General features: G+C 60.0%; 10 protein-coding genes. 6 read left to right on the forward strand and 4 right to left on the reverse strand.

Annotation, left to right across the window (positions count from 1 at the left end):
- Positions 1 to 3 precede the first annotated feature (3 nt).
- The 3 genes from CAL20_RS11230 to CAL20_RS11240 all read left to right on the forward strand — a co-directional run bounded on the left by CAL20_RS11230 (position 4) and on the right by CAL20_RS11240 (position 3,948).
- Positions 4 to 1,947: a dipeptide ABC transporter ATP-binding protein gene (locus CAL20_RS11230; protein ID WP_094837898.1), complete on the forward strand. Its 1,944-nt coding sequence runs from the start codon at positions 4 to 6 to the stop codon at positions 1,945 to 1,947.
- 115 nt (positions 1,948 to 2,062) lie between these two features.
- A complete protein-coding gene (locus CAL20_RS11235; protein ID WP_094821078.1) occupies positions 2,063 to 3,376 on the forward strand; it encodes an aromatic ring-hydroxylating dioxygenase subunit alpha in 1,314 nt (437 codons plus the stop codon).
- A complete protein-coding gene (locus CAL20_RS11240; protein WP_254924013.1) occupies positions 3,373 to 3,948 on the forward strand; it encodes an aromatic-ring-hydroxylating dioxygenase subunit beta in 576 nt (191 codons plus the stop codon). The genes CAL20_RS11235 and CAL20_RS11240 overlap by 4 nt, the downstream gene beginning before the upstream one ends.
- A 34-nt stretch (positions 3,949 to 3,982) precedes the next feature.
- On the opposite strand, the gene CAL20_RS11245 is transcribed toward CAL20_RS11240, so the two are convergent.
- From CAL20_RS11245 to CAL20_RS11260, 4 genes are all read right to left on the reverse strand, one after another.
- Complete coding sequence (locus tag CAL20_RS11245) at positions 3,983 to 5,365, reverse strand: YfcC family protein (RefSeq protein ID WP_218830707.1); 1,383 nt, start codon at positions 5,363 to 5,365, stop codon at positions 3,983 to 3,985.
- Positions 5,366 to 5,467: 102 nt separating this feature from the next.
- Positions 5,468 to 6,502 carry a succinylglutamate desuccinylase/aspartoacylase family protein gene (locus CAL20_RS11250; RefSeq protein ID WP_094837900.1) on the reverse strand — a complete coding sequence of 345 codons (1,035 nt, stop codon included), beginning with the start codon at positions 6,500 to 6,502 and terminating at the stop codon, positions 5,468 to 5,470.
- 106 nt (positions 6,503 to 6,608) lie between these two features.
- Positions 6,609 to 7,508 carry a LysR family transcriptional regulator gene (locus CAL20_RS11255; RefSeq protein WP_094837901.1) on the reverse strand — a complete coding sequence of 300 codons (900 nt, stop codon included), beginning with the start codon at positions 7,506 to 7,508 and terminating at the stop codon, positions 6,609 to 6,611.
- 8 nt (positions 7,509 to 7,516) lie between these two features.
- Positions 7,517 to 8,536 (reverse strand): site-specific integrase, encoded by a 1,020-nt coding sequence (locus CAL20_RS11260; RefSeq protein ID WP_094821407.1) that lies wholly within the window; start codon positions 8,534 to 8,536, stop codon positions 7,517 to 7,519.
- A gap of 267 nt (positions 8,537 to 8,803) precedes the next feature.
- Here CAL20_RS11260 and CAL20_RS11265 point away from each other — a divergent pair, with 267 nt between their 5' ends.
- The 3 genes from CAL20_RS11265 (at position 8,804) to CAL20_RS11275 (ending at position 12,379) form a co-directional block, all read left to right on the forward strand.
- Positions 8,804 to 9,796 (forward strand): DNA-binding protein, encoded by a 993-nt coding sequence (locus tag CAL20_RS11265; protein ID WP_094837902.1) that lies wholly within the window; start codon positions 8,804 to 8,806, stop codon positions 9,794 to 9,796.
- Positions 9,797 to 9,898: 102 nt separating this feature from the next.
- A complete protein-coding gene (locus tag CAL20_RS11270; protein ID WP_094837903.1) occupies positions 9,899 to 10,324 on the forward strand; it encodes a universal stress protein in 426 nt (141 codons plus the stop codon).
- Between the two features lie 486 nt (positions 10,325 to 10,810).
- Positions 10,811 to 12,379 carry a TerC family protein gene (locus CAL20_RS11275; RefSeq protein ID WP_094837904.1) on the forward strand — a complete coding sequence of 523 codons (1,569 nt, stop codon included), beginning with the start codon at positions 10,811 to 10,813 and terminating at the stop codon, positions 12,377 to 12,379.
- Positions 12,380 to 12,385: the final 6 nt, after the last annotated feature.

Below are 12,385 nucleotides of genomic sequence, written 5' to 3' on the forward strand. Positions count from 1 at the left end.
GCCATGTCCTTATTGCAATTGAGCCATTTGACCTTGACCGTGGACGTTGCGCTGGACGACGCCGGCAATACCGCGCCTGCCGAGGTGCTGCGCGACATCACGCTCAGCGTTCCCGAGGGGCAGATGCTGGGCCTGGTAGGAGAATCCGGTGCCGGAAAAAGCATGATAGGGCGCATGGTCGCCGGCACCATCCCGGCAGGCTTTCGTATCAGCCAGGGCTCGCTCACGTTCAAAGGCCAGGATCTCAATCAGATCAGGCCCGCCCAACGCCGCCAACTGCTGGGGCGGCAGATCGCTTTTATTCCGCAGGAGCCGCTGTCAGGCCTGAATCCCGCGTTGACGGTACGCCAGCAGCTTTTCGAGCATTTGCGCCATGTAGGGATTCCCGCCGCCCAATGGGAAACCTATGCCAGCTCGCGTCTGGCCGAGGTCGGCTTGACAGATACGCAGGCCATGCTGTCACGCTATCCGCATCAGATGTCGGGCGGGCAATGCCAGCGCATCCTCATCGCGATGGCATTCTGCGGCGATCCTGCGTTGATCTTTGCCGACGAGCCCACGACGGCCTTGGATGTGATTACGCAGGCACAGATCATGCAGGTGTTGGCCGAACAACAACGGCGGCACAAGACGGCGGTGGTGCTGGTGACGCACGATTTGCGTCTGGCCGCACATGTTTGCGACGCAATCGCGGTGCTGTACGCGGGCGAGGTGGTAGAGCTGGGCTCGGCGCGGCAGGTGCTGGATGCGCCATTACATCCGTATACGCGCAGCCTGAAAGAGTCTGCTCCAGGCATGGGAAAAGCCACGCGGTTGCTGCAAGCCCTGCCGGACTTTATGCCTGGATTGAAAGATTTCGCGCGTCTACAAGGCTGCCGTTTTGCCTCGCGCTGCCCGATACGTCAGGAGAGTTGCGCCATGCATCATCCTGACTTGTCATCGCGGGATGGCGAGCGTGCCGCCCGATGCCTGGACCATATTCCTGCCTGGCCGGTGAACGAAGCCGACGGCACTGACGCTCTCGCGGCATTACGTAATGGCCCCCCAGCAGGCAGCCGCTCGCCCGTTGTGCAACTGCGTGATGTTGCGCTGAGCTATCCCGGGCCCGCTCGTTTGTTTCGGTCAAGCCGATCTATTCAGATATTGGAACCGTTGAATGTCCACGTCGAACAAGGAGAATTTCTTGGCATCGTCGGCGAGAGCGGCAGCGGCAAAACGAGCTTGGCACGTTTGATGGCAGGCATGGTGGCGCCGACAGCGGGTCAGATTGAATATCCGGGTTCTGCCAGCGGCAACCGGCGGCTCGGGGCTAGTATTCCGCTGGCGGATCCCCGCGATGTGCAATTGGTGTTTCAGAACCCCGATTCGGCATTGAATCCCCGGCGTCGCGTCGGCTCGCTGGTCACGCAGATCCTGGAGGTCAGTCGCCAAGCCCGCTTGCGCACAGGCGCTGCGTCTCATGACCGCAACCAGATCGCCCAACAGTTGCTGGCCTCAGTGGGGCTGCCGCCCGAGGCGGCGGATCGCTTGCCCTCGCAGCTGTCGGGCGGTCAGAAGCAGCGCGTCAACATAGCGCGCGCGCTGTGTGTGACGCCACGAATGATCGTCGCCGACGAAATCGTGTCCGGCCTGGATGTCTCGGTGCAGGCCTTGATCCTGAATCTATTGCTGCAGCTGAAACAAGAGTTGGGGATTGCGCTGGTGTTCGTCTCGCACGATCTGGCCGTGGTGCGGTATCTCTGTACGCGCGTGCTGGTGCTGCACAAAGGCCGCATCGTCGAACAGGGGCCGACTGATCAAGTATTCGAGCAACCCAGCCATCCCTATACCCGTGCGTTGATCGCAGCCGTTCCGCCAGACTCGGCTGCCGAGGCGTGGAGGCCTGCGGTCCAGGATGCAGGCGGTGCCTTGCACGCAACGCCTGCAGTACAGCGTGCCGCTGCGTAGGCAGCTTTCCAGGAGCCGTGGCCCCATGGCCAACATTTAATCAACCACTCGCACAGCCTCGCGGCTGAATGCTTTCTGTACCCGGCAGAATTACCGGGTTTATTCGGAGCAACCGATGCGTGAGTTCTCATCCACGACACCGCTGCGATCCCTGATCGAGCCGGATCGTGTCCATCGGGACCTGTATGTGGATCCCGATCTCTATCGAGCAGAAGTCGAGCGCCTGTGGATGCGCGCCTGGGTTTATCTGGGACACGAGAGCCAGATACCGAACGTCGGCGACTACGCCACCATCGATATCGTCGGGCAGTCGCTGATCATGCTGCGCAAAAGCGCCACGGAGGTCGTCTCGTTGATGAACCGGTGTGCGCACAAAGGCAGCCAACTGGTGCACGAGCGTCAGGGAAATTGCGGAAAATTCCTCCGTTGTCCTTATCATGCCTGGACCTATAAGCTCGATGGTTCGTTGTTGTCGGTTCCTCTGAAAAACGACTACGAGGGCACGCAGCTATCGAGCTGTCCGTCGGGAAAAGGGTTGTCCAGTCCCGGTGCGACGACGAATTACCGGGGCTTTGTGTTCGTACGCCTCAGTGATGAGGGCCCTGATTTCGAATCCTATTTTGGCGAGGCGCTGGCCACGCTGGACAACATCATCGCCCGTGCACCGGAGGGCGGGGTAGAGGTATTGGGCAAACCGCTGCGCAACGTCATTCGCTGCAACTGGAAACTCTATCTGGAAAACGTGAACGACACGGTGCATCCAATCTCCACGCACGAGTCCGCAGCCAGCGCGGCCAAGCACGTCAGCGAACACCTGCCTGAGGACAGCGATACCGTTTTGGCGATGGAGCAATTGCTGCCGTTTGGTGCCGGCTACAGTTTTTATTCGGAAATGGGCGCTCGCGTGCTGCCGCATGGACATAGCGTGCTGGGTACGAAGTTCAGTATCCATACGGGTTATGCACCGTTGCCGGACTACCAGGCCTCGCTGGAGTCCCGCTACGGCAAGGAGGAGGCTGAACGCATCCTCAGTTTCTCGCCGCAGAACACGGTGTTTTATCCGAGCCTCGCTGCAAAGGCCTCGCCGATGGTGCTGCGTGTGATCCGTCCGTTATCGGTGAATGAGACCTTGATCGAAGTGTGGGCCTTTGCCCCGAAAAACGCGCCGGCCCGATTGCGCCAACGCGCCGCATCCTACGCGCGGCTGGTGTTTTCGCCCATGTCGGTCGTTGCACACGATGATGTGCACCTGTTCGAAAGCCAGCAGCAGGGGCTGCAGTGTGCGGGCAACGAATGGCTGAGCCTGCACCGCGGCTATCGGGACGGAGAAATCGAGGCCGGCGCCATCTCGCTCGACAGCGGGAACAACGAGCTGGTGATTCGCAATCAGCACCGAGGATGGCTAGCGTTGATGGAGGATGCGTCATGAGCCGAGTCATGGCTGAGGGTGCGGACGGAGGGAGTATGGTGAATCAGGTCATTGCGGCAACAACACCGGAAAACGCAGCTTTGCATGCCGCATTGGCGAAATTCGTGTATCACGAGGCCATGTTGCTCGATACGAGGCAATACGAGGCGTGGTTGTCCTTGTTTGCCCATGACGGTTTGTATTGGATGCCGTTATCTCCCGACGGCGATGACGGCGCGATAGACTCCGCGCCGCCAGACGAGTCGCCTGCTTTGCTGTACGAGGACCTGTTGCTCTTGCGTTTGCGCGTGCAGCGATACGCCAACCCGCGCGCCCATTCGCTGCATCCTGCAGTACGAGGGCTGCGGGTGTTGCAGGCCCCCGCGGTCATCGGCGCCGACGAATCGGCTGGCACTTTTCACATGCGTACGCCGTTCATGTATGTGGAAACGCAAGGGGATACCCAGCGCGTATTCGCGGCGACCGCCTATCATGCGTTGATCGGTCAGCCGGGACAATGGCGGATACAACGCAAAAAAGTGGTATTGCTCAACGCTGATGCGAGCTTGCCTGCGGTGCAGCTGCTGCTATAGCCTGCCCCAACGCGACACTTGTTCCGGCAGCCAGTCAACCATGCCACTGCGTCAGTTGTGCATAGATCAGAAACAACACCACAATACTGAACCATATCCCGAACAGCGGCGCGAAAAATCGTATCCACTTGGGCCATGGCACACCGGCCACGCTGAGCGTAGCGATAAAGTAGCCGGCAGTCGGGTACACGATGTTGCTGATGCCATCGCCCATTTGGTAGGCTAATACCGTGGTTTGGCGGGTGACGCCGACGATGTCTCCGAGCGGCCCCATGATGGGCATGGTCAGCAATGCCTGGGCGCTGCCCGAGGGGACGACAAAGTTGATACCCATCTGCGAAAGCAGCATGCCGATGGCGGTGAACATGGGGGGCAGCTCGCCCACGATCTGAGACAGGCCATGCACGATGGTATCGAGAATGTGGCCGCTCTCCAGCACAACGCCGACTCCTCGTGCTATGCCCGCGACAAGAGCGCCGACCAAGACATCGCGAAATCCCTCGGAGAACCCATCACTGATCTCGTTGCCGTCCAGACCTGCCACGAGACCCACCAGAATGCCCATGGCGAGAAACAGGCCGGTCAGCTCTTTCATGTACCAGCCTTGCGTGGTGACCCCATAGATCAGCACGCCAAAGAATGCGACAGCGATCATGGCGGCCCAGACTTGGCGGCGGGTGGCGCAAAGCACTGGGCCAGCACCGATTTCCTGGAACTGCCGGCGTTTTTCCTGCTCGGCAGCATTGTCGTAGAGCAAGCCTTTCTCGGGATTGTGGCGAACCCGCCGTGCATACCACATCACGTAGGCTATGCATGAGACCAATAGCGCAATCAATATCGCGACACGCAGACCCCATCCCGAATACAAAGGCAGATCGGACAGGCGCTGTGCCAAGCCCGTGTTGAACGGATTGAGCACGCCTGCGGCATATCCTGCACACGTTGAACACAACGCGACCGCCGCGGCCGTCAAGGAGTCATAGCCCAGGGCGAGAAACAGCGGCAGCAGGATGGGTACATACACCATGGACAGCTCTGGCGTTCCGATAACTGATGCTACGGCGCCAAACAAGAACATCAATAGGGGCATCAGCATCAGACTATTGCGGGCAAACCGGTGGCTGAGTCTGCTGACACCGATTTCCACGATACCTGTGCGGCGCAGCACGGCAAAAACACCACCTATCATGAAGACGAAGAAGATCACCTCGCTGACGCTGACCAAGCCCTGCGGCACGGCCATCACGACGTCGCGCAATCCGGCGGGCGTTGAGTCGATGAAATGAAAACTCGCTGGATCGACGGTATTGCGTCCGCCGGGTCCGGGTACGCGATCATAGAGGCCTGCTGGTATCAGATGGGTGAGCACACAGGCAAGAACGATCAATGCCATCAGGATGACGTATATGTGTGGCATCGTAAAACGTCGCCGAATGGCGGCCTTTGCGCTTACCGGTGCGCTTGTCGATGCATTGGACATGGCGGTACCCCTTGATTAATGTTGTTGGTATTGGTTTGTTTAGCCTTGGCCGGCTGCGTCGCAAGCCAACATCGCGACGCAATCGCCTGGTTCGACGTCGGCGTAGGTGCGGGCACACATCACGATGCCGTCGCCTTCGAAGTACAGTTCGTGTGCGGGCTCCCATGGTGCGTGAGGCGCAAACACCCGCCCCGCGAGTTGGCCTTTCCGGACGTTATCGCCCAAGTGATAGCACGGCTCGAAGATTCCCGAGTGGCGCGCGAAGACGTAGTGGCTGCGGCCATGCATCGTCAGCATGCGCGTGCTGTACTGGGCCACGGGTGGCTCGTCACGGGGTGTGACACCCAATTCACGCAGCACTCGCCGCACGCCGTCCTCGACAATCTTGAGACAGTCGGGATCACAATGCGAGCCGCCGCCAAACTCGCCGCCAATGAACCAGATTCCGGCTCGCTGTGCCGCGGCACTATAAGTGCGGTCTTCTCCAAGCATGTCCAATAGCAACGCGCGTGGCGCTGCGAATGCATGCACCAGTCTCATATAGTCTGCCCGGGCCTTGCCCTCCGTGGGGACGGCCGTCAACAGAGTAGGTAAATGGTCGAATGACGCGCCGCCTGCATGCAGATCCAACGCTCCGTCGACCAAGGGAAAGAGCTCGGTTTCCACGTAGTGTGCGATCATTTCCGTGACGCTGCCGTCGCGGCGGCCGGGAAAGAGGCGATTCAGATTGCCGCCGTCAATGGGCGACGTGCGCGAGGCATTGAGCACTGCCGGCAGGTTCAGCGTAGGGATGATGATCAAGCGGCCTTGGATCGGTTCGTCTTTCAGCCGTTGGATCAACTTCGAAAGGGCAATTGGGCCTTCATACTCGTCACCGTGGTTGCCGCCCGTGAGCAATAGCCGCGGGCCAATGCCGTTGTTGATCACAACCACGGGAATGGGAATATGCCCATAAGCCGATCGATCACGGGAATAGGGAACTTCAAGGTAACCTGTCTGAAACCCAGGGCGCTCAAAATCGACTTGAGCGCGTATTAACGAACCGGCATGCGAGGCAATACTGATAGCGGCCATCGTGATCTCATCATGAGGAAAAGTCAGTCATGACAGGCACTATCGCGCAGATCTGGTGTGTTGAAAAATACCGTTTAGTGAGGGCGGTGATGCTTAAAATGCATCGCTAGGCCGTGCTCGTCGTGAGCTGGTCCCTGAGTGTCATGGAGAAAAGCTTTAGCGCGGGATTCGGATTGTCCTGTCTTGTCACGAAAGTCAGATGCATAGGAATCGACAGATCGTCCAACGACACAAACTCAACCAAGGCGGGTGGCCGGAATTGATTCGCCGAGTTCACAATCGCCGCGCCCATCCCTGAAGACACCAATGAAAGAATCGCGGCCTCCGTGGTCACTGACTGAACGCTATGCAACGGGCCGCCCAAGGCGGCGCAGGCGTTAAGCAAGTTGTCGTAGTAGTCCGGATAGACATGCCGCGGAAAGGTAATAAAGCTCCGGTCAGCCAAATCCCGCAGCCGGCGGGGTTTTCCCCCGCGGAATTGCCAAGAGTTGGGCAACGCTACGACCACGTCGTGCAAGGCAACCCTTTGGGACGTGCAGTGAGCGGGCAGCGAGGCGAACGGGTAGACGAATGCCCCGTCCAAGCTGCCCGCCTCAAGCTGGTCGAGTTGCTCCGGCGAGTGCAGCGGGCGTAACTCCAGATCGACCTCGGGAGCGTGTTCTTTAAAGGCTCGAAAGACTTGGGGCACTACGCCATCCCATGTCGCGTTTTCTACAAAGCCAACGGAGAGATGGCCGCTCAATCCTGTCGCCATGCGGCGCGCTTGATCTTTGGCGGCTTGTACATCAGCAAGGATGCCCCGCGCGCGCACCAGAAATGCCTCGCCGATAGGCGTCAGACTCAGGCCTCGGGGGCCCCGGTCAAACAGGGCCGCGCCCAGTTCTTCCTCTAAATCGTGAATCTGCCGCGAAATGGCTGGCTGACTGATATGCACGTGGTCGGCGGCCAGGCGCACGCTGCCGTGTTCGGTAATCGCGATGAAGTATCGCAGGTGGCGTAGATCCATGGACGCTCTCAATGATGCGTTGCTTGTTGGTCTGATCCAGACTCTGGTTGCCCATCCAGCAATAGTCCCGCTTTCGACGACAATACTGCGCCGGCCCGGTGATAGCCCACAACGCTGACGACACTCGCATGCCCCGTCATCGCCATGGTTTCGCCCAGCGGCAGCCCCTGGCGGCCCGCTTCGGTAACAAAGCCCGAGCGCAGGCTGTGGGCAGTGTAGTCTCCCGACAACCCAGCCTGGGCGGCACGCGCCTGCACGATCTTGCGCACGGCCTCGGCGCCCAGTCCCTCGCCGATCACGCCCCCCCGCCGCACACGGCGAAACAAGGGCCCTGATGTGATCCCGGCGGCACTCAACCACGCCTCTAATGCGGCCGCCGCACGGCCTACAACGGGTTTGTGGCTGTCAACGCGTTCGACGCCTTCCTGATTGGTTTTGGAATGCCCCATCGTGTAGAGAAAACCCTCGGGGACGCGACGTGTGTTTTCTATGGTAGCCCGCACGATTTCGGAGCGCCGGCGGCCGCCGCTGGCCCAGCCAAACAGCAGCAAGGCGCGATCGCGCAGCCCGATGAGCGAGTCGTCGCAAGTAGACAGGAGCTGTTCCAGTGGCTCTTTGGTCAAGGCGTCTTTGCGCGCGGGGCGATCGCCGCGTTTTGCGTAGGCGCTGCGCACACGTTCCAGCAAGGTTTGTACGGCCCGGCTGCGGCAGGGGTTGGGCAGCTCCTGCGTTTCGTGGGCCTCGGACAACACCGCAAGACGATGGCGGACCGTGGCGAGCTTGAAAGGGCCAGGCTTGCGTTTGACCTTGGCGGCTACCAGCGCTGCATCCACCTCTGCAGGCAAGTCATACGCCAATCCCTGATTCGTGACGTGCTCAAGGTGATCGGCGATGAATTGCATCACCGTATTGACCGGCACGGGCAGCAGAAACGGCGATCCCAAGCGCAATTGATGCCACGCGGCCCAGTATTGAATGGCCGATCGATAGGCGGCGAGGGTGTTTTCCGAACTGCCTTCACGCAGCAGCGACTGAATCGATGCCTCGCTGGCGCCGAGACTGTCCTGCAACGCCCCGGCAACCTGAGCGCGTTGCACGACAGCTTGCGAGGGGCTAAATCGGTCTTTTTTCACTGAATTTCTCACCAAAACACCGGATGTGTTCTATATAATATGTAGTGCGTATTAAATAATACATAAATTTCGAATTAGAACGGATAACTTTTAATTATCCGCTCTAATTTGCCACAAACCCGGTCCAGCGCCAAGCTGACCGTACGTGATCAGGGGCCCATCATGGCGACAGGCGTTCAAGAAGCAGACGTGTGGGCAGCAGCAGATGCGCTGCTGCAATCGGGCGAACAGCCGACCATCGAGCGGGTGCGTCTGCATCTGGGGCGTGGCTCGCCTAATACGGTAGGGCCCCATTTGAAGGCGTGGTTCCGAGGGCTGGGCGAGCGCCTCGGCGCCGGGCACAGAGGCATCAGTGGCGTACCGGAGGCTCTGACGCAATCGTTTGTCCACATATGGGAGACCGCTCTGGCCACCGCCCGCGACGAATGGTCCGCTACGGTGACCCGCGAACGCGCCGAGTTGGCCAAAGCAAGAGAAGCGCTTGCCATCGATCACGAGTCTGTGCAGCAGGTGCGGGTTCGCCTGCAAGCGCGCGAGGCGGATTTACAAGCCAGCGCCCAAGCCGCGCACGCTCAGGCCGCCGCCGCCGAGACTCGGCTGCAGGCAGCCGAGCAACAGGTCAACGAAGCCAGACTGGCGTCCAAAGACCTCGATGCCGAATTAGCCCGTACTCGGGAGCAGGTGACTGCTCTGCAGCAGACATTGCAGCAAGTTCAAGCATCGCACCGGGACGCCTTGGCAGCAGCCGAGGCGCGGCACGCCATACATGAGCGGCGCTGGCTGAGCGAAATTGACGAGCAACGTCAGGCATTGAAAAAGGCCAAAGACGAGTTGAATGAGCAGCGCAAATCTGCGGCCCGCGACAAAGCCGCTCACGCAGAGGCGCTGGAGAACGCAAGAAAAGCATCGCATGAGCTGACCGACGCGCTGGCGCAAGCGCAGATAGAACGGACACGGATGGGCTTGCAACTGGAAACGGACCGAGATGCCGCCCAGACGGTGCAGGCCGGATTAGTTCAGAGACAGATCGATCTGGAAAATCGGGTGGAAGAGCTGCGCGCTCAATTGCAAGTGAAAGACTCGCAGATTGCCGCGTTGACTCAGCAGTTAGTTGTACGGCGGCAGGCCAGCAGGCCGCGCCGATCAACCACGTAAAAGCCTGGTGGCCAGATTGTTGATGTAGATCAATACCATGCAGAACCAATCTGCTATCCTGAATCAGCGGCATCCATTAACCCCTTTTTTATGGAGCAGCTCATGATCAAAATCCTGGTTCCAATAGACGGCTCAGAATCCGCGATGCGCGCGCTAAAGGCAGCCATTGCCATGGCGCAGCAGCAAGATGACGCCGAACTGCATTTGTTGAACGTGCCTTTGCCTGTACTGTCCGGCCACGCCAAGATGTTTCTGGACAAGAGCGTTGTGCAGGACTATTACAACGACGAGGGTGAAAAGGCTTTGGCAGTGGCCCGTAAAGTTGCTGAAGACAGCGGCGTGCGATTCGTCACCGCCATCAAGGCAGGCCAATCTGCGCAGACGATTGTCGACTATTGCCGCGCGCAGCAATGCGGCCAGATCGTGATGGGCACGCGCGGCCTGAGCGCACTGCCGGGTATTTTGCTGGGTTCAGTGGCGAATAAAGTCATTCATCTGGCAGACGTGCCCGTGACCTTGGTGAAATAGGGCAGCGCTACGAATTCCTACGAACGGGTTCGGAAATGACGCACGCCAGCCCGGCCGCGGTAGCGGCTGGGCCTGTTGGGTCCTCGGCTGAGCACAATTGCCGAATTTCCATTATTATTCAGCTTTCTGTCAGCTAAGGACGCTGTCAGGCCGGCTGTGGCCAGCCGGGACTTGTGCGTCCTCTTTTATGAGCAACGAGCCTCCTAGTACCATCGCGCCGCTCGCGATCCAGCAGCGGCGCCTCCCTCTGAGGGCAATGCCCCTCGCACAGATTTTTCCCTCTCACGAGGCACAGGCTTGGCCAGGGCGCCAAGTACGACGGCCGTTCGTGCATCTCTTCCTCTATCGAGACCAGGGCCGGGCTCCGCCTGGCGCCATCGCGGCGCCCGCGCGGGCTCGCGCATGTTGACCCCGGATTTGTCCTCTATCGCGGCTGCCTCGCGCCGTGACGATCACTATTGCTTTTTCCTTCACTAGGATCACCGCATGTTTTTTGACTGGATGGCCGACCCCACTGCGTGGTTGGGTCTGGCGACGCTGATTATTCTGGAAGTTGTCCTGGGTATCGACAACTTGGTCTTTATCGCCATTCTTGCCGATAAATTGCCACCCGAGCAGCGCAACCGCGCGCGCGTGATCGGCCTGACGCTGGCGATGCTGATGCGTCTGGGCCTGCTGGCGAGTATCGCCTGGGTGGTCACGCTGACCGAGCCGTTGTTTACCGCATTCGGGGCCGAGATTTCCGGCCGGGATCTGATCCTGATCCTGGGCGGCCTGTTTTTGCTGTTCAAGGGCACGATGGAGCTGCACGAACGGGTCGAGGGCAGGGCGCATGGCGAAAGCCAGAAGGTCCAGCACGCCGTGTTCTGGCAGGTGATCCTGCAGATCGTCGTGCTGGATGCGGTGTTCTCGCTGGACTCTGTCATTACCGCCGTGGGGATGGTGCAGGAATTGAGCATCATGATGATTGCGGTGGTGATCGCCATGGCGGTCATGATGCTGGCCAGCCGTCCGTTGATGGCCTTCGTCAATCGCCACCCGACGGTCGTGATCTTGTGTCTGGGCTTGCTGCTGATGATCGGTTTCAGCCTGGTGGCCGAAGGCCTGGGCTTTCATGTGCCCAAGGGCTATTTGTATGCCGCGATTGGCTTTTCGGTCGTGGTCGAGGCCTGCAATCAGTTGGCCCGCCGCAACCGCAGCCGGCGCACGCAGAACCTGACCGGGCGTCAGCGCACGGCTCAAGCTGTATTGCGATTGCTGCGAGGCGGCAAGAGTCCGGCGGATCAGAATGCCGTGGAGGACGTGGCTGCCCTGGTCGATGGTGCGGGCGAGCCCGGGTTTGCGCCGGAGGAAAGCCAACTGGTGGAGCGTGTGTTGGGTATAGGCACGCGCAACGTGCGATCCATCATGGTGCCGCGCGGCGAGATGATCTGGCTGGACATCAAGGATCCCGTAGACGCCATCGTCAAGAAATTTTCGGCTGGCCATGCGCGTATGCCTCTGTGCGATGGCGATCCCGCGAATGTCATCGGCGTGGTCCATTTCAAGGATCTGCTGCATAAGCTGCAGTTGCCCAACGCGATCGATCTGGTTGAGTTGGCGCGTAAACCTTATTACATCCTCGAAAGTACGCCGGTGCTGAAGGTGCTGGATGTATTGCGCCAATCGCGCGAGCACATGTTGATCGTCGTGGACGAGCATGGTGGATGTGTAGGCCTGGCCACGCCGCTGGATGTGTTGGCGGCGGTGGGCGGAGACCTGCCCGAAGACGCGGACGAGCCCCCGCAGGCGACGAGACTCGCCGAGGAGGCGTGGTTGCTGGATGCCGCCATGCCTATTGAAGAAGTACGGTTGCTGCTGGCGAGTCCGGAAATGCATCAGTCGCTGCCCGACGCTACCTTGGCCGGTGCGCTATTGAGGCTGGCGGAGCGCTTGCCCGAGGTGGGGGAAACCATCCGCTGGGGCGACTGGGCGTTCGAGGTCACCCAGCGTGACGGCTTGCGCATCAGCCAAGTCCGTGCCGAGCGGATCGCCCGCCCGGATGACCAGATATGATGCGTC

Source organism: Bordetella genomosp. 4 (assembly GCF_002261185.1).
GTDB lineage: Bacteria > Pseudomonadota > Gammaproteobacteria > Burkholderiales > Burkholderiaceae_B > Bordetella_A.

Coding starts and splice junctions, on each gene's coding strand:
- CAL20_RS11230 (WP_094837898.1), top strand. CDS start 4: ATGTCCTTATTGCAATTGAGCCATTTGACCTTGACCGTGGACGTTGCG.
- CAL20_RS11235 (WP_094821078.1), top strand. CDS start 2,063: ATGCGTGAGTTCTCATCCACGACACCGCTGCGATCCCTGATCGAGCCG.
- CAL20_RS11240 (WP_254924013.1), top strand. CDS start 3,373: ATGAGCCGAGTCATGGCTGAGGGTGCGGACGGAGGGAGTATGGTGAAT.
- CAL20_RS11245 (WP_218830707.1), bottom strand. CDS start 5,365: ATGCCACACATATACGTCATCCTGATGGCATTGATCGTTCTTGCCTGT.
- CAL20_RS11250 (WP_094837900.1), bottom strand. CDS start 6,502: ATGGCCGCTATCAGTATTGCCTCGCATGCCGGTTCGTTAATACGCGCT.
- CAL20_RS11255 (WP_094837901.1), bottom strand. CDS start 7,508: ATGGATCTACGCCACCTGCGATACTTCATCGCGATTACCGAACACGGC.
- CAL20_RS11265 (WP_094837902.1), top strand. CDS start 8,804: ATGGCGACAGGCGTTCAAGAAGCAGACGTGTGGGCAGCAGCAGATGCG.
- CAL20_RS11270 (WP_094837903.1), top strand. CDS start 9,899: ATGATCAAAATCCTGGTTCCAATAGACGGCTCAGAATCCGCGATGCGC.
- CAL20_RS11275 (WP_094837904.1), top strand. CDS start 10,811: ATGTTTTTTGACTGGATGGCCGACCCCACTGCGTGGTTGGGTCTGGCG.